This window comes from Sphingomonas sp. CFBP 13720, from assembly GCF_014842075.1.
Classification (GTDB): domain Bacteria; phylum Pseudomonadota; class Alphaproteobacteria; order Sphingomonadales; family Sphingomonadaceae; genus Sphingomonas.
Genome location: NZ_JACYVA010000001.1, coordinates 79,486 through 100,187 on the forward strand (window position 1 = coordinate 79,486; position 20,702 = coordinate 100,187).

19 protein-coding genes are annotated in these 20,702 nt (G+C 66.3%); 11 read left to right on the top strand and 8 right to left on the bottom strand.

Going from position 1 to position 20,702, the window contains the following annotated elements; genetic code table 11:
* Positions 1-89 precede the first annotated feature (89 nt).
* Positions 90-716 (top strand): carbonic anhydrase, encoded by a 627-nt coding sequence (locus IFT55_RS00470; RefSeq protein ID WP_192088453.1) that lies wholly within the window; start codon positions 90-92, stop codon positions 714-716.
* Between the two features lie 138 nt (positions 717-854).
* Here IFT55_RS00470 and aspS read toward each other — a convergent pair whose 3' ends face one another.
* Entirely contained in the window at positions 855-2,651 is a 1,797-nt protein-coding gene (gene aspS, locus IFT55_RS00475; protein ID WP_192088454.1) for an aspartate--tRNA ligase, read from the bottom strand.
* A 109-nt stretch (positions 2,652-2,760) separates the two neighbouring features.
* On the opposite strand from aspS, the gene rnd reads away from it, so the two are divergent.
* Together rnd and IFT55_RS00485 are read left to right on the top strand one after the other, a co-directional pair.
* Positions 2,761-3,936, top strand: a complete 1,176-nt coding sequence (gene rnd, locus IFT55_RS00480; RefSeq protein WP_192088455.1) for a ribonuclease D — start codon at positions 2,761-2,763, stop codon at positions 3,934-3,936.
* Between the two features lie 5 nt (positions 3,937-3,941).
* Positions 3,942-4,220, top strand: coding sequence for an I78 family peptidase inhibitor (locus IFT55_RS00485; RefSeq protein ID WP_192088456.1), 279 nt, complete (start codon positions 3,942-3,944; stop codon positions 4,218-4,220).
* Positions 4,221-4,229: 9 nt separating this feature from the next.
* On the opposite strand, the gene IFT55_RS00490 is transcribed toward IFT55_RS00485, so the two are convergent.
* From IFT55_RS00490 to IFT55_RS00505, 4 genes are read right to left on the bottom strand one after another with little or no spacing between them, the layout of a single operon-like run.
* A complete protein-coding gene (locus IFT55_RS00490; protein WP_192088457.1) occupies positions 4,230-5,720 on the bottom strand; it encodes a Ppx/GppA family phosphatase in 1,491 nt (496 codons plus the stop codon).
* The gene (locus tag IFT55_RS00495) at positions 5,720-7,891 is read right to left on the bottom strand and encodes an RNA degradosome polyphosphate kinase (RefSeq protein WP_192088458.1); all 2,172 of its coding nucleotides are present in this window, start codon (positions 7,889-7,891) and stop codon (positions 5,720-5,722) included. The genes IFT55_RS00490 and IFT55_RS00495 overlap by 1 nt, the downstream gene beginning before the upstream one ends.
* A complete protein-coding gene (locus IFT55_RS00500) occupies positions 7,888-8,526 on the bottom strand; it encodes a chromosomal replication initiator DnaA (RefSeq protein ID WP_192088459.1) in 639 nt (212 codons plus the stop codon). Before IFT55_RS00500 ends, IFT55_RS00495 begins: the two co-directional genes overlap by 4 nt.
* On the bottom strand, positions 8,523-9,776 hold the full coding sequence (locus IFT55_RS00505; RefSeq protein WP_192088460.1) for a heavy-metal-associated domain-containing protein: 1,254 nt from the start codon (positions 9,774-9,776) through the stop codon (positions 8,523-8,525). Before IFT55_RS00505 ends, IFT55_RS00500 begins: the two co-directional genes overlap by 4 nt.
* Before the next feature lie 77 nt (positions 9,777-9,853).
* Here IFT55_RS00505 and purM point away from each other — a divergent pair, with 77 nt between their 5' ends.
* Genes purM through IFT55_RS00525 form a run of 4 tightly spaced genes read left to right on the top strand, consistent with a single transcriptional unit; the run spans position 9,854 to position 12,393 of the window.
* On the top strand, positions 9,854-10,960 hold the full coding sequence (purM, locus tag IFT55_RS17320; protein WP_192088461.1) for a phosphoribosylformylglycinamidine cyclo-ligase: 1,107 nt from the start codon (positions 9,854-9,856) through the stop codon (positions 10,958-10,960).
* Positions 10,961-11,000: 40 nt separating this feature from the next.
* Positions 11,001-11,522 carry a phosphoribosylglycinamide formyltransferase gene (gene purN, locus IFT55_RS00515; protein ID WP_197976267.1) on the top strand — a complete coding sequence of 174 codons (522 nt, stop codon included), beginning with the start codon at positions 11,001-11,003 and terminating at the stop codon, positions 11,520-11,522.
* Entirely contained in the window at positions 11,519-11,785 is a 267-nt protein-coding gene (locus tag IFT55_RS17325) for a hypothetical protein (protein ID WP_249403500.1), read from the top strand. The genes purN and IFT55_RS17325 overlap by 4 nt, the downstream gene beginning before the upstream one ends.
* Complete coding sequence (locus tag IFT55_RS00525; RefSeq protein ID WP_192088462.1) at positions 11,782-12,393, top strand: hypothetical protein; 612 nt, start codon at positions 11,782-11,784, stop codon at positions 12,391-12,393. Before IFT55_RS17325 ends, IFT55_RS00525 begins: the two co-directional genes overlap by 4 nt.
* 157 nt (positions 12,394-12,550) lie before the next feature.
* On the opposite strand, the gene ndk is transcribed toward IFT55_RS00525, so the two are convergent.
* From ndk to IFT55_RS00540, 3 genes are all read right to left on the bottom strand, one after another.
* Positions 12,551-12,973, bottom strand: a complete 423-nt coding sequence (gene ndk, locus IFT55_RS00530; RefSeq protein ID WP_192088463.1) for a nucleoside-diphosphate kinase — start codon at positions 12,971-12,973, stop codon at positions 12,551-12,553.
* A 79-nt stretch (positions 12,974-13,052) separates the two neighbouring features.
* Entirely contained in the window at positions 13,053-13,490 is a 438-nt protein-coding gene (locus IFT55_RS00535; protein WP_192088464.1) for a DNA polymerase III subunit chi, read from the bottom strand.
* 34 nt (positions 13,491-13,524) lie between these two features.
* A complete protein-coding gene (locus IFT55_RS00540) occupies positions 13,525-15,003 on the bottom strand; it encodes a leucyl aminopeptidase (protein ID WP_192088465.1) in 1,479 nt (492 codons plus the stop codon).
* 145 nt (positions 15,004-15,148) lie between these two features.
* Here IFT55_RS00540 and IFT55_RS00545 point away from each other — a divergent pair, with 145 nt between their 5' ends.
* The 4 genes from IFT55_RS00545 to rsmA all read left to right on the top strand — a co-directional run bounded on the left by IFT55_RS00545 (position 15,149) and on the right by rsmA (position 20,691).
* Complete coding sequence (locus IFT55_RS00545; RefSeq protein ID WP_342029186.1) at positions 15,149-17,398, top strand: LPS-assembly protein LptD; 2,250 nt, start codon at positions 15,149-15,151, stop codon at positions 17,396-17,398.
* Between the two features lie 68 nt (positions 17,399-17,466).
* Positions 17,467-18,846 (top strand): peptidylprolyl isomerase, encoded by a 1,380-nt coding sequence (locus IFT55_RS00550; protein ID WP_192088467.1) that lies wholly within the window; start codon positions 17,467-17,469, stop codon positions 18,844-18,846.
* A 4-nt stretch (positions 18,847-18,850) separates the two neighbouring features.
* Positions 18,851-19,849: a 4-hydroxythreonine-4-phosphate dehydrogenase PdxA gene (pdxA, locus tag IFT55_RS00555; protein ID WP_192088468.1), complete on the top strand. Its 999-nt coding sequence runs from the start codon at positions 18,851-18,853 to the stop codon at positions 19,847-19,849.
* Complete coding sequence (gene rsmA / locus IFT55_RS00560; RefSeq protein WP_249403501.1) at positions 19,846-20,691, top strand: 16S rRNA (adenine(1518)-N(6)/adenine(1519)-N(6))-dimethyltransferase RsmA; 846 nt, start codon at positions 19,846-19,848, stop codon at positions 20,689-20,691. The genes pdxA and rsmA overlap by 4 nt, the downstream gene beginning before the upstream one ends.
* Positions 20,692-20,702: the final 11 nt, after the last annotated feature.

Consider the following 20,702-nt stretch of genomic DNA (forward strand, 5'->3'; position numbering starts at 1 on the left):
CCCATGCAACCACGATTGCAACGAACCGCGTTTTCGTGCGTCATGCGGGGTACGCCGGGAATACCGGCACCGTAACGAACAGGATCATCATGAGCAATTTTCAGGATCTGGTCGAAGGATATTACCGGTTCCGGGGCAATGAATGGCAATCGGAACGGGCCCGCTGGACCGAACTGGCGGCAGGACAGGCGCCCAAGGTCATGATCATCGCATGTTCCGATAGTCGGGTCGATCCGGGTACGATCTTCGGCACCGGGCCGGGCGAGGTGTTCGTCGTGCGCAACGTCGCCAATCTGGTGCCGCCGTGCGAGAACACCGGCGGGTTGCATGGCGTGTCCGCCGCAGTCGAATTCGCGGTCACCAAGCTGAAGGTCGAGGAAATCGTCGTGCTGGGTCATGGTGCCTGCGGTGGCGTCAATGCAGCGCTGACGCGGTCGCTGGCGGACGCGGAATTCGGCGACGGCGGGTTCGTGAAGGACTGGATCGGTCTGCTGGACGAAGCGCGCGACAAGGTAGTGGCGGAACATGGCACCGGTCCCGAAGGGCAACACGCGCTGGAAGAAGAATGCGTCCGCGTGTCGATCGCCAATCTGATGACGTTTCCGTTCATCAAGGAACGCGTCGATGCCGGCAACCTGAAGCTGCACGGCGCGGTATTCGCGATCGCCGACGGCAAGTTGCGCGTGCTGGAAGGCGAGCGTTTCGCCAACGCGTGATGCGGTTGGACAGGTCGTCGGTATGCCCAACTTTCGTCGTGGATGTGAAGGCTCCGGCACGTGTCGCACGACGCATGTCGGAGCCTTCTTCGTGCAACCCCCGACGCTTGCCGGAGCGACACCTGCCGAAGAGCGGGCTTACGTTTCCTTCGGACCGTCCACCGTCACGCGCAGGTTCAGCTCGCGCAACTGCTTCGGCGTCGCGTAGTTCGGCGCGCCCATCATCAGGTCTTCCGCCTTCTGCGTCATCGGGAAGGTGATGACCTCGCGGATGTTCGGCTCGTCTGCCAGCAGCATGACGATGCGGTCGACGCCGGGAGCCGATCCACCGTGCGGCGGTGCGCCGAACTTGAACGCGTTGATCATGCCGGCGAAGTTCTCGTCCACGTCGGCCTGGCTGTATCCGGCGATCTCGAACGCCTTGTACATGATTTCCGGACGATGGTTCCGGATCGCGCCCGACGACAGTTCGACGCCGTTACAGACGATGTCGTACTGATAGGCGAGGATATCGAGCGGGTTCATCGTCTCCAGCGCTTCCATCTCACCCTGGGGCATCGAGAACGGATTGTGGCTGAAGTCGACCTTCTTCAGATCCTCGTCATATTCGAACATCGGGAAATCGACGATCCAGCAGAACTCGAACCTTTTGTCGTCGATGAGGCCCAGCGTCTCGCCGACACGGGTGCGCGCGAGGCCGGCCAGCTTGGCCGCCTGCGCTTCCTTGCCCGCCGCGAAGAACACGCCGTCATCGGGACCGAGGCCGAGCGCATCGGCGATCGCGGCCATGCCCGCTTCGCCATGATTCTTGGCAATCGGGCCGCCCCATTCGCCGCCCTTGCGCGTGGCATAGCCGAGACCGGCAAAGCCTTCGGACTGCGCCCACGCGTTCATGTCGTCGAAGAACTTGCGGCTGCGATCGGCGGTTTTGGGCGCAGGGATCGCGCGAACCACGTCGCCACCCTCGACGATCGAGGCGAAGCGGCCGAAGCCCGAACCGCGGAACAGGTCCGACACGTCGGTGATGACGATCGGGTTGCGCAGGTCGGGCTTGTCGTTGCCGTATTTCAGCATCGCTTCCCGGTACGGAATGCGCGCGAACGGCAGCGGCGACACGGTGCGTCCCTTGCCTTGCCAGTTGGCATATTCCTCGAACACGCCGTGCAGCACCGGCTCGATCGCGGCGAACACGTCTTCCTGCGTGACGAAGCTCATTTCGAAATCGAGCTGGTAGAACTCGCCGGGCGAGCGGTCGGCCCGCGCATCTTCGTCACGGAAGCAGGGCGCGATCTGGAAATAGCGGTCGAAACCGGCGACCATCAGCAACTGCTTGAACATCTGCGGCGCCTGCGGCAGCGCGTAGAACTTGCCGGGATGGACACGGCTGGGCACCAGATAGTCGCGCGCGCCTTCGGGGCTGGACGCGGTCAGAATCGGGGTCTGGAACTCGGTAAAGCCCTGATCGATCATCCGGCGGCGCAGCGACGAAATGACGTTCGAGCGCAGCAGGATATTGGCATGCAGCCGTTCGCGCCGCAGATCGAGGAAGCGATAGCGCAGACGGATATCCTCGGGATACTCCGCCTCGCCCGCCACCGGCATCGGCAATTCCTGCGCCGCCGACTGGAGCGTCGCGGCGCGGGCATAGATTTCGATCGCGCCGGTCGCGAGGTTCGGGTTCTTCGTCGCGTCGCTGCGCAGCTTCACGGTGCCGTCGATCGTCAGCACCGATTCGGTGCGTGCGGAGTCGAGCAGCGCGAGCGCGGGGGAATCGCCATCCGCCACGATCTGGGTAATGCCGTAATGGTCGCGCAGATCGATGAACAGCACGCCGCCATGGTCGCGCTTGCGATGCACCCAGCCCGAAAGGCGGACGGTGTCGCCGTCGTTCGCATCGGTTAGCTGGCCGCAGTTATGGGTGCGATAGGCGTGCATTCTGGAACCTTCCGGGGGACGCTCACTACAATAGTGACTTCGGTTGGGCCGCGCTTCCCCTCTCCAACACCCTTTTGTCAAGGCGCGCGACCCTTGCTATGCGGGTGCGATGCATATCCATCCGTTGATCGAGGACAGCGCGACACTCGCGGCCCTCTGTACCCGCCTCGCCACATCCGACTTCGTCGCCGTCGACACCGAGTTCATGCGCGAGAACAGCTATTGGCCCGAACTGTGCCTGATCCAGATCGCCAATACCGAGGAAGCGGCCGCGATCGACCCGATGGCGCAGGGCATCGACCTCAAGCCGTTGCTCGACCTGCTGGTCGAAAATCACGACGTGCTGAAGGTATTCCATGCCGGCGGACAGGACATCGAGATCGTCTATAACCTGACCGGCAAGACCCCCTTCCCGCTGTTCGATACGCAGGTCGCGGCGATGGCGCTGGGTCAGGGCGAACAGATCGGATATTCGAACCTTGTCGACGCCTATCTGGGTATCGTGGTCGACAAGGGTGCACGCTTCACCGACTGGTCGCGCCGCCCGCTGGACGAACGGCAGATCGATTACGCGATCGCCGACGTCACGCATCTTTCGACGATTTTTCCGAAGATGCTGGGCAAGCTGCGCAAGACCGGACGCGGATTGTGGCTGGACGAGGAGATGGAGCGGATCGCCGATCCCGCCAATTACTTCAACGATCCCGAAACGGTGTGGCAGCGGGTGCGGGTCAACAGCCGCAAGCCCGACGTGCTGGGCCGGTTGAAGGCGCTGGGCAAATGGCGCGAGATGGAGGCGCAGGGCAAGGATCTGCCGCGCGGGCGCATCGTCAAGGACGAGACGATCGCCGATCTCGCGGGCAATCCGCCCCGCAAACAGGCCGATCTTGCCAAGGTGCGCGGGCTGTCGGCGGCGTGGGCGCACAACGATATCGGTGCACGGATGATGACCGCGCTGGCTGGTGCCGCCCCGCTGACGTCCGACGAGATGCCGGGACGCGACGACCGCAAGCCGTCGCTCGGCAAGGAAGGCGCATTGGTCGCGGACCTTCTGAAACTGCTGCTGAAGATTCGCGCGAACGAGATCAAGGTCGCGTCGCGTCTGCTGGCCCGGTCGGACGATCTGGAGGCGCTGGCCGCCGGCCAGCGCGACGGGCTGGCGATCCTTCAGGGATGGCGGTTCGAACAATTCGGTCGTGACGCGCTGGCGCTGGTCGAGGGGCAACTGGGGTTCACCGTGCTGGGTGGCCGGCTGAAGATGACGCGTGCGGAGGTGGTCGAATAAAGTGGGTGCCGATCCTGTCGCTGGCGCTGGTCGCCTGCCAGCCCCGGGCAGCGGTAGCGCCGGTCGCGGGCGTGCCGTCGCCGGGTTGCGACGCTGCCGCACCGCGCGCGTCGATCGGCCAAGCCTTCACGCCCGCCCTGTCGGCGAAGGCACAGAAGCGCGCTGGCGCTGCCAGCGTGCGCGGCGTCCGGCCGGGCGACATGGTGACGATGGATTTCCGGGCCGACCGGCTGAACATCGAGCTGGACGACCGGGGCCGGGTACAGGCCTTTTCCTGCCGCTGACGGATCGGGTCAGGCGCTGACCAGCGCCGCGCCCATTCCCATCGCGGTGGCCAGCGCCTTGTGCCGCTTCTGCACCGCTTCGCCATAGAGCGCGGCGTCGCGCGTCGGCACGACCAGTTCCACCTTGCCGCGCGATCGGCGGAGGTCGGTGCGCTGGAGCGGCGTGGCGACGCCGCCGCTGAGCCGCTGACCCAGCCGCATCGCCAGTCCCCAACGCTGCGCGATCGCCAGCGCCTCCGGGTCGGCAAGACGGCCGATCGGTTCGGGCGTGTCGCTGCTGCCCCCAAGGCAGCTATGCAGCGCCTGCGCGACGATCGCGCGGCCCGGTGCATCGATCGCTACCCAGTTGCCGTGCAGCGCGATCTCGACGCCGCGTTCGGCGCGGAATTCGGGATTGGCGTGCCAGCCGACATCGGCCAGCAGGCACGCCGCGTGTCGCAGCCGCACCGCCGCCGGATCGTCGTCGGGGAACAGCGGCGCCATCCATTTGTGCAGCAGATCGCCATGTTCGGCGAAGCGGCCCTGTCGCGCGCCTTCGTCATGCGCAGCGACAAGCAGCGGGTCCTGCGCGCGAATCTCGGCCGGCAGCGCGGCATAGAGCAGCCCTTCGCGCAGGCCGTAGGACGATACCAACGTGGTCGAGCAGCCGACATGCCGCAGGATCGCATCCAGCACGGCGGCGGCATTGTCGAGCGTGGGCACGCGCCCGCCCGACAGGTTCGGAATGCTCTTCAGTTCGGCGCGCGGCACCTGCGTCAGCCAATGCCGCAAGGACGTCACGCGGTGCGGCGGGATCGCATAGCCATGCGCGATCGGCAGCGGATAATCGGTGTGATGCATGTCCAGCCGCGCCAGCGCGCGCCACGATCCGCCGACCATGTACAGCGGAAGCCCGCGACCCCGACCGGTCCAGCCGGCGTCCGCCACCAGCGACTGGACCGTGCGATCCAGTTCGCCGGCGCCACGCGCGCGGATCGCGGCGATCCGCAACACGCCCAGCGGAAACGACACCCGTTCGCCCAGTCGCCCCTTGCCCACGCGGACCAGTTCGAGACTGCCGCCGCCGAGGTCGCCGACGATACCGTCGGCATCGGGCGTCGCGGACAGCACGCCGTGGCCCGCCGCCTGCGCTTCTTCCTCGCCCGACAATATCTCGACCGTAAGTCCGGCTTCCTCCGCTATCGTAATCAGCGCTGCGCCGTTGCTCGCATCGCGTACCGCCGCAGTCGCGACGGTGCGGATGACGTCGGCGCGCATCTCCCGCGCCAGCCACGCGAAGCGCAACAGCGCGGCGCGTGCGGCGGCCATCGATTCGGCATCGATCGTCCCTGTCGCCGCGAGCGATCGGCCGAGACCCGCCAGCACCTTTTCATTGAACAGCGTGGCCGGAATGCGTTCCGGCCCGCCATAGACGACGAGCCGGATCGAATTCGAACCGATATCGATAATGGCGCTATGGGCGGTCGTCGTGCGCGGCTCCGCCGCCCATGGCCAGCGCATCAGGCTCCGCCGCCGCGCGCCGCACGCCATGCACGCAACGACAACTTCTGTGGCCCCGTCGCCTCGCCGGTCGTGATCGCGGCACCACGGCCCGACAGCGACGGGTTGGTCATGAAATAACGGTGAAGGTTGAACGGCCGCTCCCCCTTCGCCACGCGGCGATAGCTGCCGTCGGCACGCAGTTCCCATGTCTGTTCGGTGTCGAGCAGATTGGCGACCATCACCTGATCCAATACCTGATCGTGGACGGTCGGGTTGGTGATCGGCAGCAGATATTCGACGCGACGATCGAAATTGCGCGGCATCCAGTCCGCCGACGATACGTAGATCAACGCATCGTCGTTCGGCAGCGCAGCGCCGTTGCCGAAGCAATAGATCCGGCTGTGTTCGAGGAACCGTCCTACGATCGATTTCACCCGAATATTCTCCGACATGCCCGGAACGCCCGGACGAAGACAGCAGATGCCGCGCACGATCAGATCGATCTGCACCCCTGCCGCCGACGCTTCGTACAGCTTGTCGATCAACGCCGGATCGACCAGCGAGTTCATCTTGGCCCAGATCGACCCCTGCCCGCCGCTGCGTGCCGACTGGATCTCGCCTTCGATCAACGCTTCCAGTCGCGCGCGCAGGTCGCGCGGACTGATCGCCAACTGTTGCAGCGCCTGCGGCTCGACATAGCCGGTGATGTAGTTGAACACCTGTGCCGCATCGCGTCCGATCACCGGATCGGCGGTGAAGAAGCTGAGATCGGTATAGATCCGCGCCGTGACCGGATGATAATTGCCGGTGCCGAAATGGCAGTAGGTGCGATAACCCTGTTCCTCACGCCGGACGACCATCGATATCTTGGCGTGGGTCTTCCATTCGATGAAGCCATAGACGACCTGCACGCCCGCGCGTTCAAGGACGGAGGCGAGGTTGAGGTTCTGTTCCTCGTCGAACCGCGCCTTCAGCTCTACGACGGCGGTGACGGACTTACCCGCCTCGGCGGCAGCGACCAGCGCTGCTACGACGCCCGATTGCTTTCCGGCACGGTACAGCGTCTGCTTGATAGCGACGACGTCGGGGTCGGCAGCGGCCTGTTTGATGAAGGCCAGCACGACGTCGAACGTTTCGTACGGATGATGAACGACGATGTCCTTCGCCCGGATCGCAGCGAAACAGTCCCCGCCATATTCGCGGATGCGTTCGGGGAAGCGCGGGGCGAAGGGCGGAAATTTCAGTTCTGGCCGGTCTTCGTCCACCAGCATCGACAGATCGCCGATCGCCAGAAAGCCGCCCGATTCGGTGACTACCGCGTCGCTGCCGCTCATCTCGTCCTTGAGCTGCTGCACCAGTTCGTCGGAAATTCCCGATTCGATCTCCAGCCGGATGACCCGCCCGCGTCGACGCCGTTTAATGGCGGTGCGGAAGTAGAGAACCAGATCCTCGGCCTCTTCCTCCAGTTCGATGTCGCTGTCGCGGATGACACGGAACGCCGCCGACGCGCGCACCTCGTACCCCGGAAAGAACAGACTGGAAAAGCGACGCAGGATCGTCTCGATCGCGACATAACGCGCGGCCTTGCCCGGCAGCCGGACAAAGCGCGGCATGGCCGGCGGCAACAGCACGACTTCGCGTACTTCCACATCGTCCGACCGGCGGATCAGGTCGAACATCAGCGCGGAGCCGAGATTGGGGATGAAGGGAAACGGATGCGCGGGGTCCAGCGCCTGCGGGGTCAGCACGGGGAATATCTGTTCGCGGAAATGGCGTTCCAGCCACACCGCGGTCTCTCCGGTGATCTCGTCCCCACCCAGCACCGTAATGCCCGCGTCGACCAGTGCGGCCGCGATATCCCGCCATATCCGCTGCTGGCTGTCGACCAGCGCGCCGGCATCGACCACGATCGCCGCGAGTTGCTGGCCCGGGCTGAGGCCGTCGACCGATTCGTGGCCGACGTCCTGAACCTGCTGCCCCTTCAGCCCGGCGACCCGGACCATGAAGAATTCATCGAGATTGGTCGCGGAGATCGACAGGAATCGCAGCCGTTCGAGCAGCGGGTGGTCGGCGTTGCAGGCTTCGTCCAGCACGCGGCGATTGAACGCCAGCCACGACAGTTCGCGGTTGAAATAGCGTGCTTCGGGAACGGCGGCGACGGACGCGCCGGCAGTGGGAAAGTCGTTCATGCCGCATGCTCCACGATCAGCGGAGTCCCGGCAAGCGCGATCCGCGCGGCGGGAACGGTCAAACGGCGCGTCGAGCGCAACATCGCATCTTCCTCCAAGGCTTCGACGACGCGAAGCACCGACAGGTGGCTTCGTTCGACGCGGCGGGCGAGCCAGCGCACCAGATCGGGCGCGGGCATCAGTTCCTTCCTGTCGAACAGATATTGCAGCAGCGTGTCCATCAACCCATCGTCGGGTGCCGCGATCCGAAGCAGCGGCGTCGCGCCGATCCGCGAGCGCAGGTCGGGCAGGCCGATCCGCCAGTCGGGCGGCGGGGCGTCGGCGACGATCAGCAGCGGGCGACCATCCGACTGCGCCCGGTTCCACGCGTGGAACAGGTCGGTTTCGCTCCACCGTTCGGCATCGTCGGCGATCGTCCCGCCACTGCGCCCGGCGAACATCCGCGCCAGCAGCGTGCGGCCCGACTTGCGCGGACCCACGAGCAGCGCGGCCTTCACCGGCCATGTCGACCAATGGTCGAGATGGTGGACCGCATCCGCGTTCGAAGGGCTGACGAGGAACAGATCCTCGCGCGCACCGGGGGGGAATTCGAGCGGAAGGCTGAGTTGTGCCGATCCGCGAGGCAAGATGGTCATCCCTGCGGGCTACTCGCGGGTTGGGTTGCGGGGGCGGCGGCGCGGCGGCGGATACGCAACGTGCCCTCCCCCTGCTGGACCTGCCAGCCACGGGCTTCCAGCGCAGCGGCCAGTACCGTCGCGTCACCGTCGAAGGTCACGCGCAGCACCGACACGCCGCCCAGCGCGAGACTGGACGTGAGCGCGGAACGTACGCCGGGAATACCGCGCAGCGCCGCCTCGGTCGCTTCGACGGCGGCGGCGTTGGGCGTATCTGCCTGGATCGACAGCGGTGTGACGACTGTGCCCGATGGGATGGCGACCGGCGTGCCCTCGCCCGGCACGGTTTCTGTTTCGGCCGGTGCTTCTTCGACCAACGGAATCACGGTGCCCGGCGGAGGGGCGCTGAGCGCGACGTCGGGCCGCAACACGCCACTGCGCAACGCGTCCTGATACATCGTGTCGATCCGCCGCACGCCTTCGTCCAGCAGCGCCGGCACCGCGTCCCCCTGATCGACACGCAACGAGAAACGACCGATGAAGCGATTGTCGGGACCATAGCCGGCGGTGAACGTGCCCACGACCGGGCCCCCGGGCCATTGGCGATACAGCCGGACCTGCGGAATCAGCACGTCGGATGCGCCATATTGATTGAGCACCGTGCGCCACCAACCGCGACCGCGCCGCGTGATCTGTCCCGCATTAAGCAGCAGCGCGTCGGCACCGGTCCCGCTGGGCCGGACATAGTCCATTACGCTGCCGCCGCTGCGGAAGCGCGCCCAAGCCGCCTGCCACGGGGTCGCGCGTTCGAAGACGGTCCCGGCGCCGCCATCCCAGATCAACGGCACCACCAGCATCGCGGGCGATCGTTCCGAAATGCCCGCGATGCCAAGGATCGACGCCGCCCGTCCGCGATTGAACTGTACGCCCAGCCGCGCGATGTACCGCTTCGGCCCGATCTGTTCGTTTTCGACGACGATGCCTGATACCAACGAATCGAGCGTGCCGTCGGGCAGGCTCTGCGCCGATCCGGTCAGACGCTGCGACAGCATCTGCCAGCCCTTGCGCTGCGCGACGCGCCATCCGGCGGTCCGCGCGGCATCGGCGCTGGCGGCGGACACGTCGACGCGGACGCCGCTCACCTCGAAGCTGCCGCTGCCGTCCACTGGACGCTGGCCGCCGCCGCGATCCTCCTGTGCCGCGACCATGCCCCCGGCGGCCAGCGCGGATAGCGCCAGCGCGCCCAAAATGCGGCGGCGAACGGATTTCATGGGCGGAGGACCTTCATCGTCGTGCCTTTTGACGAAGCAGACGTGGAAATCCAAGCGCGATGTGGCTAACCGGCCTGATGAGCAACGAAGCGGACCGCGGCGGCGGCTATACCTACGCACAGGCGGGCGTCTCCATCGCGGCGGGCAACGCGCTCGTCCGCGCGATCGGGCCACTGGCGAAATCGACCCGTCGGCCCGGTGCGGACGCCGAACTCGGCGGCTTCGGCGGCGTGTTCGATCCGAAGGCGGCGGGGTTCCGCGATCCGTTGCTGGTCGCGGCGAACGACGGGGTCGGCACCAAGCTGAAACTCGCGATCGAGCATGACGCGCACGATGGCGTCGGCGTCGATCTGGTCGCGATGTGCGCCAACGACCTGATCGTGCAGGGTGCCGAACCGCTATTTTTCCTCGATTATTATGCCAGCGGCAAGCTGGTCGCCGACACCGCCGAGCGGGTAGTCGCATCGATCGCGGAGGGGTGCCGTCAGGCAGGCTGCGCGCTGATCGGTGGCGAAACGGCGGAGATGCCGGGCATGTATGCCGATGGGGATTACGACCTCGCCGGTTTCTGCGTCGGCGCGGTCGAGCGGGAGCAATTGCTGACCGGGGACAAGGTCGGCGTCGGCGACGTGATCCTCGGGCTGGCTTCGTCGGGCGTACATTCGAACGGATTCTCGCTGGTCCGCAGGCTGGCGGCCGACCGGGGATGGAAGCTCGATCGCCCTGCCCTGTTCGATCAGGACGTACTCCTGATCGATGCGTTGATGGAGCCGACGCGGATCTATGTGAAGGCGCTGCTACCGCTGTTGCGCGCCGGACGTATCCACGGGCTGGCGCATATTACTGGCGGCGGGTTGCTGGAGAACGTCCCGCGCGTATTGCCGGACGGCGCGCATGCGCGCGTCGATGCCGACGCATGGGAACAATCGCGGCTGATGGCGTTCCTGCAGGCGCAGGGCAATATCGAGCCGGGCGAGATGGCGCGCACGTTCAACTGCGGCATCGGCATGGCGGTGCTGATCGCACCCGATGCGGCGGATGCGGTCGCCGAAGCCCTGCGCGAAGCGGGCGAGACGGTCGAGCGGATCGGCGTGGTCGAAGCGGGCGACAAGGGCTGCACCGTGCGCGGATCGGCCGGCACGTGGAGCGCCCGCGCGGAATGGAGCGCGACGCATCTTGGCTAGGCACCGCGTCGGCATCCTGATTTCGGGTCGGGGATCGAACATGGCTGCGCTGATCGCGGCGGCGGAGGATACCGCGTGTCCGTTCGAGGTCGTGCTGGTCGCGTCGGACCGTCCCGATGCGGCCGGGCTGGCCGATGCCGCGTCATGCGGCATCGCGACCTTCGCCCGGTCGCCGCGCGGTATTCCGAAAGCGGAATATGAAGCCGCGATCGACGACGCTTTGCGGGCGGCAGGCGTCGGCACGATCGCACTGGCCGGATATATGCGTTTGTTATCCGGGGATTTCGTTGCAGCTTGGCGCGATCGGATCGTCAATATCCATCCTTCGCTGCTGCCTGCGTACAAAGGGCTCGATACGCATGCCCGCGCGATCGCGGCGGGCGATGCCGAAGCGGGCTGTTCGGTGCACGTCGTCACCGAGGAACTGGATGCCGGGAGCGTATTGGGTCAGGCACGCGTTCCGATCCTGCCCGACGACACAGCGGACACGCTGGCGGCGCGGGTGCTGGTGGAGGAACATCGCCTCTACCCGCGCATCCTTGCGGAGTATGTGACACGATGACCACCCTGCCTGCCCGTATCCGCCAAGCCGCGCTGGCGCTTCCCGAAGTCGAGGAACATGGTCAGGACGACGACGTCGTGTTTCGTGTCGCCGGCACCGAGTTCACCCGGTTCCGTGCGGGCGCGCTGACGGTACGCTGTAACGACGGATGGGACGACGTAGCGCTGGGCGATGATGTCGACTGGCTGCTGGTCGAAGACCGTATCGCGCGTGCATGGGAACTGTCCGCGCCGCGCGCGTTGCTGGAGGCCGGCGGACGGTGAGCGAAGCGGACGAGGCACGTGCCACGCGCCGCCGCTGGATCACCCTTGCGGAAGGCGTGGCCGTTGCGGGCGTCCTGATCGGCGGGCTGAGCCTGTGGAATAATTACGACGAGCGACGCGGTGCCGCTGCCGACCGTGCCGCCGCCAGCGCATCGGCCGACCGGGCGAAGGCGGTACTGGCGATCGTAGCGACGCCGGCGGCGGGCGGCGACCGGCTGGACCTTTCCGACGCGAACCACCGGATCGAACGGATCACGCTCACCCTCCCCCCGGCGTTGAAAGTGGCGGACAAGACCAGCATCGGCGATCCCGCGATCCTTGCCGACTGGGTTCGTTCGCCATTGCTGGCGATCACCGATGGCGGGGCCGACGACCTGGAAGGACGATTGCCGGTCGCGCTGACCGCCACGTGGTGGGATGGCGATACCGAGCGTCGCAGTACCGCGATCTACGATCTGGTGTTCGTCACGAGCGGCCGACTGGTCGGGGGTCGATCGCTGCACCTGAAAGCACTGGCGCGGCGTGAAGCGGCGAAAGGTGGCGTCGGGCGACGGCTTGATACGCTCTGGGCGCAGGAGCTGGGACGGCTGGCCGCGCCGAAGCCGTAAAAAATGCTCGCCGCAACGGCGGACGAAGTCGCGTGGATGACGGGACGAAGTGTGTGTCCCATGCGACGCAGGTCGATAGTTGAGCGCGGCCCGGGGTCGGCCAGCCCAATAGCCGAAGCGGGCGGCGTGCGGACCAGCCGGCACGCCGCCCGAACCATCAGCCGACGATTTCGTCGGCGGTGAAGAAATACTCGATCTCGATCTTCGCATTCTCTTCTGAATCCGAACCGTGGACGCTGTTCGCCTCGATCGATTCGGCCAGTTCCTTGCGGATCGTGCCCGCATCGGCATTGGCGGGGTTGGTCGCGCCCATGATGTCGCGGTTCGCCTGAACGGCGTTCTCGCCTTCCAGAACCTGCACGACTACCGGGCCGGAAATCATGAATTCGACGAGGTCGTTGAAGAACGGGCGTTCGCGATGGACGCCGTAAAAGCCTTCGGCCTGTTCGCGGGTCATCTGGATACGCTTTGAGGCGACGACGCGCAGGCCGGCTTCCTCCAGCATCTTGGTGACGGCACCGGTCAGGTTGCGACGGGTCGCATCGGGCTTGATGATCGAAAAGGTACGGGTGGCGGCCATGGTGGTCGCTGCTCCTGATACTAAAGGTTGCGGGAAAGGTCGCGGCTCCCCTAGTCGCCATGGCTGCGACAGGCAAGTATCACGCCGCCTGTTCCCAGCCGCCCTCGCCCTGCCGCCAATAGCGGCGTTCGACCCCGTCGCGACCGGCCAGTTCCTTCCACGCGATCCGCGCGCGATCGATCGCGTCGTCGGCAAAGAAATGGAACGCCCGGTCGAACGTCAGCGCGCCGTCGCGCCATTCCCCGTCGACGATGGCGACGGATCGCGCGCCATTGGCCGGATCGATCGTGCCGGCGATCAGCACTGCCTGCAACGCAGCTTCCCCCTCCCCCGCCTGTGCATGCGGCAGGAAACTGTCAGGTGCGGAGGTCCACAGCAGACGGTCGATCGACTGGCGCTGTCCGGCGTCGGCCGAAACGACCAGCAACCGGCCGCCATCGGCATGCACCTTGCCAGCGATACGGGGCAGCACACGGTCGAGCGGGCTGCGCGTGAGGTGGTAGAAGTCGACCTTCACGACAGCACGTTCGTCCGGCGGGTGCGGTTCGGGCTCACCCCTCGAAATTGTCGGCGACGAACCGGTCGAGCAGGCGCACGCCATAGCCGGTCGCGCCCTTGTCGTGATGGTTACCGGGCTTGTCGGCCCACACCATGCCCGCGATGTCGAGGTGCGCCCAACGCACGCCTTCGTCGACGAAGCGCTTCAGGAACTGCGCCGCCGTGATCGAACCCGCGCCGCGCGGTCCGATGTTCTTCATGTCGGCGATCGGCGAGTCGATCAGCTTGTCGTAGGCTGGCGACAGCGGGAAACGCCACAACAGGTCGCCCGACGCGCGCGACGCCGCCAGCAACTCATCTGCCAGCGAATCGTCATTGGCGAACAGGCCGCCATGTTCGTTGCCGAGGCTGATGATCATCGCGCCGGTCAGTGTAGCGAGATCGACGATGGTCTTCGGATTATGATGCCGCTGGACCCAGGTCAGCACGTCGCACAGCACCAGCCGCCCTTCGGCATCGGTGTTGAGCACTTCGATCGTCTGCCCCGACATGCTGGTCACCACGTCGCCGGGGCGCATCGCCTTGCCGTCGGGCATGTTCTCGACCAGTCCGACCACGCCGATCACATTGGCCTTGGCCTTGCGCGTGGCGATCGCCTTCATCGCGCCCGCGACCGCACCCGCGCCGCCCATGTCCCACTTCATGTCTTCCATGCCGGGTCCGGGCTTGAGCGAGATGCCGCCGGTGTCGAAGGTCACGCCCTTGCCGACCAGCGCGAGGTCGACATCGCCCGCGCCCTTGCCGTTCCAGCGCATCGCGAGCAGGCGCGCGTCCTTTTCGGAACCAAGGCTGACGCCGAGCAATGCTCCCATGCCCTCTTCCGCCATCTGGCGCTCGTCGAGAATGGTCAGCTCGATGCCCAAGGCTTCGAGTTCGCGACAGCGTTCGACGAAGCTGACCGGATACAGGATGTTGGGCGGATCGGTGACGAGGCTGCGCGTCAGGTCCATACCCTGGCTGACGGCGTCGGCACCCATGAAGTCACGGTCCGTCCCGTCGGGCGTGCCGACGAGGATCAGTCCGGTCAGCGTCGGCTTCGACTTTTCGGGAAGGCGCGTGCGATACGCGTCGTGACGCCAGCCGCGCTGCGTCGCGGTCGCCGCGAAGCGCGCGACCGCCTTGCCCGATGGTGGCGTCTCCAGCGTGGAAAAGTCGACGGTCATCACGGTCAGGCCGGACAACAGGAACCGACCGACCAGCGCGCCGCCCGCCTTTTCCATCGCCGCTTCGCCGCCATCACCGATGCCGATCAGGATAACGCGGCCCGCCTCATCGCCTGCGGGCACGAAGACTTCGGCGATCGATCCCGCCTCGCCCTCGAAACGGCCTGCGCGTGCAGCGCCCGCTACCAGCGTTGCGACGGCATCGTCCAGACCGGCCTGCGCAATCCGGTCGTTCCCGCCCGAAGCGATCGGCAGGACGAGGGCGGCGGCGTTTCCACGGTCTGGCGCAAACTGGATCGAGATCGACATGGGCATCCTTCATACTTCGATCGTCCTGATAGGCCGCTCGGGTGAGGAAGGTAAAGCGGGCGGACGGCGATTGCGGTTCCCGGCATCCGATGCGATAGGCCGGGACGGCACGCCGGTTGCGGGCAGGATTTGGGGAACGGGAACAGTGAAGCGCGGGTTCGGGTCGCTGGCGTATGGCCTGACGCTTGCCGTCGCGGGAACGCTTGCCGGTCCCGTGAAGGCGCAGGATCTGCAGGATCGCGGCGTTGCGCCGCCGCGCCCCGAAAGCGCGCTGCCGACGCCACCGGCCGAGGGCCAGATCGATTTTTCCGCCGACCAGCTTCAATATGATACCGACGCCGATATCGTTACGGCATCGGGCGAGGTACGGTTGCTGCGCGAGGGTAACCGGCTGCGCGCGGACCGCGTGACGTGGAACCGCAAGACCGGGAAGGTCGTGGCCGAAGGCGCCATCGCCGTCACCAACCCGCAGGGCGACGTCGCCTATGGCGACCGGATCGAGTTGACCGATACGCTGAAGGACGGCGCGGTCGACAATATGCTGGTCGTGCTGGACGAGGGTGGCCGGCTGGCCGCACGGCGCGGGACGCGCGAAGCGAACGGCGTGGTCGATGTCGAAGACGCTGCCTACACCCCGTGTGCGGTGACCGATTCGGCGGGATGCCCGAAGAATCCGTCGTGGAAGATTACCGCCGTCCGCGTCCGCTACGATCCGCTGACCGAGCGTATTCGGTACACCGGCGCCGGACTGACCGTATTCGGGCTGCCGACCATCCCGCTGCCGTCCTTTTCGCATTCGATCGGCAACAACAGCGATTCGGGGCTGCTGGCCCCGTCGATCCGGCTGGACCGGGTAAACGGGGTCGAGGTCGCGGTTCCGTATTTCATCAGCATCGCGCGCAACCGCGACCTGACCGTGACGCCGCACGTCTTCACCGCCGTCCTGCCGATGATCGAGGCCGAGTATCGCGCGCTTACCGGCAACGGTGCCTATCGCGTGTCGGGCTATGCCACGGTCAGCCGGCGCAGCGACGATCTGGTGCTGGGTCAGACGCCGACCGGCAGCGAACAGTCGTTCCGCGGATATGTCGATGCCACCGGCCGGTTCCAGATCGATCCGTACTGGAGCGTATCGGGATCGCTGCGCTACACCACCGACCAGACGTTCCTGCGCCGCTACGACATCTCGCGCGACGACCGGCTTCGCAACAACGTGTCGGTCGAACGGATCGACCGCGATTCGATGCTGACGATCAGCGGCTGGGCGGTGCAGACGCTGCGCGTCGGAGACGATCAGGGGATGCAGCCGGTCGCGCTGCCCGAAATCGACTATCGCCGCCGCTTTCCCGGGTTGCTGGGTGGCGTGGCGCAGGTCCAGCTCAACACGCTGGCGATCGGCCGATCCGAAGGGCAGGATACGCAGCGCGCCTTCGCGTCGGCGCGGTGGGATCTGACTCGCTATACCCGTTGGGGACAGGAAGTGACGGTGACGGCCTATGGCCGCGCCGATGCGTACAACACCAACGATACGATCGACACCGCCGTGCTCAGCTATCGCGGCGACGAAGGCTTCACCCCGCGCGGAATCGCCGCGCTGGCGGTCGACATACGCTGGCCGTTCGTCGGGGCGATCGGTGCGGGGACGCAGCGCATCTCGCCGCGTTTGCAGATGGTCGCGTCGCCCAAGATCGCGAACCTCGCCGTGCCGAACGAGGATGCGCGCGCCGTCGATCTCGAGGATTCGAACCTGTTCGCGCTGAACCGCTTCGCCGGGTACGACCGGTTCGAGGATACGACGCGCCTCACCTATGGCCTCGACTATGCGCTCGACCTGCCCGGCGTGGCGGTGCAGGCGACGGTCGGGCAAAGCTATCGCGCGACGGAGCGGGCGACGATCCTGCCCAGCGGCACGGGGCTGGACGACCGGTTTTCGGACATCGTCGGACGCACCGACATACGGTTTCGCGAATTCGTGAGCTTCACCCACCGCTACCGGCTGGACAAGGACGGGGCCAAGCTGCGCCGCAACGAGATCGATGCGACGTTCGGATCGCGGCGCACCTATGTCCAGCTCGGTTATCTGCGCCTGAACCGCGATATCGACGAACTGGAGGATTTGCAGGATCGCGAGGAGGTTCGCGTCGCCGGACGCGTCGCGATCGGTCCGTTCTGGTCGGCGTTCGCGTCGGGGACGCTCGACCTGACCGACCGGTCCGAAGACGCGCTGTCGGTCGCCGACGGTTTCGACCCGATCCGCCACCGGATCGGTGCGCAATATGAGGACGACTGCCTGCGGCTGGGCCTGACGTGGAAGCGCGATTACCAGCGGATCGGCGACGCGCGCAGCGGCAACAGCTATCTCGTGACGCTGGCATTCAAGAATTTGGGACGATAAGGCTGGGTTCAGCCGCGCCGGGCCATCAATTGGCCCTAATGGTTCGGCACCGCGTCATCGACGCGCGCATGGGATTGTACGACCAAGTGAAGAACAACATCGTGAATGTCGGCCGGATCGGCCGTTCGATCGCCGGGCTGACCATGCTGGCCGCGGCTTCCGCGCTCGTCGCGCAAACCGTCGGCGATGGGCAGCAGGTGCCCGGCGCCGGGCTGAACCTGCCGGGCAACCCGACGATCTTCGGCAAGCTGGACCCCAATATCCGAAAGCCGACCGCGATCGTGAACGACACCGTGCTCACCGGCACCGACGTCGATCAGCGGATGGCGTTGATCGTCGCGCTGAACGAACTCAAGCTGAGCGACGAGGACCGCGAGGTGCTGCGCGCACAGGTCGTCCGCCAGTTGATCGACGAGACGCTTCAGATCCAGCAGGCCAAGGCCAAGGACATCACGATCGTTCCGGCGGAACTGGACCAGAGCTTCAATGGCCTGTCGAAGCGGAGGTTCAACCAGACGCCCGACCAGTTGCGTGCCTATCTGCGACAGGTCGGATCGTCCGACCGTTCGCTGCGTCGCCAGATCGAGGGCGAACTGGCGTGGAGCCGGCTGTTGCGCAAGCAGGTCGAGCCGTTCGTGAACGTCGGCGACGAAGAGGTCGCGGCGGTCATCGCCCGACTGGAAGCGTCCAAGGGCGCCGACGAATATCATCTCCGCGAAATCTATCTGTCCGCCACGCCCGACCGCGCGCCCGAAGTGACGCAGGCGATGCAGAAGATGATCGAACAGATTCGCCAAGGCGCGCCATTCGAATATTTCGCGCGCAACTTCTCCGAAGCGTCGACCCGTGCGGTCGGCGGCGATCTGGACTGGGTGCGGATCAACATGCTGCCCGACCCGCTGCAGCGTGCGGCGACATCGATGCAGGTGGGCCAGATCGCCGGACCGATCGAGGTGCCGGGTGGGTATTCCATCCTGTATCTTGCGGACAAGCGACAGGTGCTGACCGCCGATCCGCGCGATGCGAAGCTGTCGCTGCGCCAGCTGTTCCTGCCGTTCCCGGCGGGCACCACCGAAGCGCAGGCGGCGCAGCGGGTCGAAGCGTTCGCCAACGCGACGCAGGGTATCCGAGGTTGCGGCGACGCGACGAAGGTTGCGCAGACGTTGAAGGCGGAGATCGTCGACAACGACGCCGTCGTGATTCGCAGCCTGCCCCCCGCGCTTCAGGAAATGATACTGAAGTTGAACGTGGGTCAGTCGACTCCGCCGTTCGGTTCGCCGAAGGATGGTGTGCGCGTGCTCATCATGTGCGGTCGCGACGATCCGCGGACGGCGGGCATTCCGACGCCGCAGCAGATTCAGGCGGGACTGGAACAGGAACGCGTCAACCTGCGCGCGCAGCGCATGCTGCGCGATCTGCGTCGCGACGCGGTGATCGAGTATCGCTGACGCCATGACTGCGCCCCTGCCGCTCGCGATATCGATGGGTGATCCCGCCGGGATCGGGCCGGAAGTGATCGCCAAGGCTTGGGGCGCACGCGATGTAGAACGGTTGCCGCCGTTCTTTGCGGTCGGCGACGAACGGGCGGTGCGGCAGATTTGGGCCGGTCCGGTCGAACGGATCGGGCATCCGGGTGAAGCGGTGCAGGTATTCGCCCGCGCGCTGCCCGTGCTGTCGGTGGTCGATGGCGGCACGATCGATCCCGGCCGTCCCGATATCGACGGCGCGCGCTGTGCGTTGCAGGCGCTGGAACTGGCTGCCGGACTTGCCCGGTCCGATTCGGCGGCGGGACTGGTCACCGGGCCGGTCAGCAAGGCCGAACTGTATCGCATCGGCTTCACCTATCCTGGGCAGACCGAGTTCGTTGCCGAACGCTGCGGCGTATCGCGCGAGAATGCGGTGATGATGCTGGCCGGCCCGACGTTGCGCGTCGTGCCGATCACGATCCATGTGCCGCTGTCGGCGGTCCGCGACCTGCTGACGATCGATCTGGTGGTGGCACGGGCGCGGGCAACGGCGCGCGGACTGACGCGTGATTTCGGCATAGCCGCGCCACGGCTGGCGATCGCGGGCGTGAACCCTCATGCCGGTGAGGGCGGCGCCATCGGTCGCGAGGAGATCGAGGTTATGGCCCCCGCCATCGCACAGTTGCGCGTCGAAGGCATCGATATCGTCGGACCGATGGCGGCTGACACGATGTTCCATCCCCGCGCACGTGCACGGTACGATGCCGCATTATGCGCCTATCACGATCAGGCGCTGATCCCGATCAAGACGCTGCATTTCGACGATGGGGTCAACATCACGCTGGGCCTGCCGATCGTCCGCACCTCGCCCGATCATGGGACGGCGTTCGACATCGCCGGGCAGGACCGCGCCGAACCCGGTGCGATGATCGCGGCGATCCGCATGGCGGGCGAGGCGGCGCAGCGTCGCGCGACCGCGAATTGAGCGTCACCCCCGTCACCGACCTGCGACCGTTGCGGGAGGTCATCCAGCGCCACGGCCTGTCCGCCAACAAAGCGCTGGGCCAGAATTTCCTGTTCGACCAGCAGTTGCTGGCGCGGATCGCGCGCGTGCCCGGCGACCTGCACGAAGCGGAGGTGCTGGAGGTCGGCCCCGGACCCGGCGGCCTGACGCGTGCGCTGTTGTCGGCGGGTGCCCGCGTCACGGCGATCGAGCGCGACCGGCGCTGTATTCCCGCGCTGGAAGAATTGGGCGCGGCCTTTCCCGGACGGTTGCGCGTGATCGAAGGCGACGCGTTGGAAATAGACGCCCGCGCGATGTTCGATGGGCGTCCGCACATCGCATCGAATCTACCGTACAATGTCGGCACGGCGCTGTTCGTCGGTTGGTTGTCGGCGGACTGGGAACCATGGTGGCAAAGCCTGACGCTGATGTTCCAGCGTGAGGTCGCCGACCGGATCATCGCGCCGACCGATGGCGATGCCTATGGCCGGCTGGCGGTGCTGGCACAGTGGCGCAGCACGGCACGGATCGCAATGCCGGTGCATCGCAGTGCCTTTACGCCCCCACCCAAGATCATGTCGGCGGTGGTTCATGTTGTCCCCAGCACAGCGCCCGAAGGGGTGAGCATGCGGACGCTGGAGCGGCTGACGGCCGCCGCGTTCGGCCAACGGCGCAAGATGCTGCGCCAGAGCCTGAAGGGCGTGGAGGGTGCGTTGGCGGCGGCGGAGACGGTCGGGATCGATCCGACCCGCCGGGCGGAAACTGTGAGCGTGAAGGAATTCGTGGCCTTGGCCCGCGTACTGGACGAGGGTCGCCCCGCCTGACGACTTGACCG

Coding starts and splice junctions, on each gene's coding strand:
- IFT55_RS00540 (WP_192088465.1), bottom strand. CDS start 15,003: ATGTCGATCTCGATCCAGTTTGCGCCAGACCGTGGAAACGCCGCCGCC.
- IFT55_RS00550 (WP_192088467.1), top strand. CDS start 17,467: ATGGGATTGTACGACCAAGTGAAGAACAACATCGTGAATGTCGGCCGG.
- rnd (WP_192088455.1), top strand. CDS start 2,761: ATGCATATCCATCCGTTGATCGAGGACAGCGCGACACTCGCGGCCCTC.
- IFT55_RS00505 (WP_192088460.1), bottom strand. CDS start 9,776: ATGAAATCCGTTCGCCGCCGCATTTTGGGCGCGCTGGCGCTATCCGCG.
- IFT55_RS17325 (WP_249403500.1), top strand. CDS start 11,519: ATGACCACCCTGCCTGCCCGTATCCGCCAAGCCGCGCTGGCGCTTCCC.
- IFT55_RS00470 (WP_192088453.1), top strand. CDS start 90: ATGAGCAATTTTCAGGATCTGGTCGAAGGATATTACCGGTTCCGGGGC.
- ndk (WP_192088463.1), bottom strand. CDS start 12,973: ATGGCCGCCACCCGTACCTTTTCGATCATCAAGCCCGATGCGACCCGT.
- IFT55_RS00490 (WP_192088457.1), bottom strand. CDS start 5,720: ATGCGCTGGCCATGGGCGGCGGAGCCGCGCACGACGACCGCCCATAGC.
- pdxA (WP_192088468.1), top strand. CDS start 18,851: ATGACTGCGCCCCTGCCGCTCGCGATATCGATGGGTGATCCCGCCGGG.
- purN (WP_197976267.1), top strand. CDS start 11,001: ATGGCTGCGCTGATCGCGGCGGCGGAGGATACCGCGTGTCCGTTCGAG.
- aspS (WP_192088454.1), bottom strand. CDS start 2,651: ATGCACGCCTATCGCACCCATAACTGCGGCCAGCTAACCGATGCGAAC.
- purM (WP_192088461.1), top strand. CDS start 9,854: ATGAGCAACGAAGCGGACCGCGGCGGCGGCTATACCTACGCACAGGCG.
- IFT55_RS00495 (WP_192088458.1), bottom strand. CDS start 7,891: ATGAACGACTTTCCCACTGCCGGCGCGTCCGTCGCCGCCGTTCCCGAA.
- IFT55_RS00500 (WP_192088459.1), bottom strand. CDS start 8,526: ATGACCATCTTGCCTCGCGGATCGGCACAACTCAGCCTTCCGCTCGAA.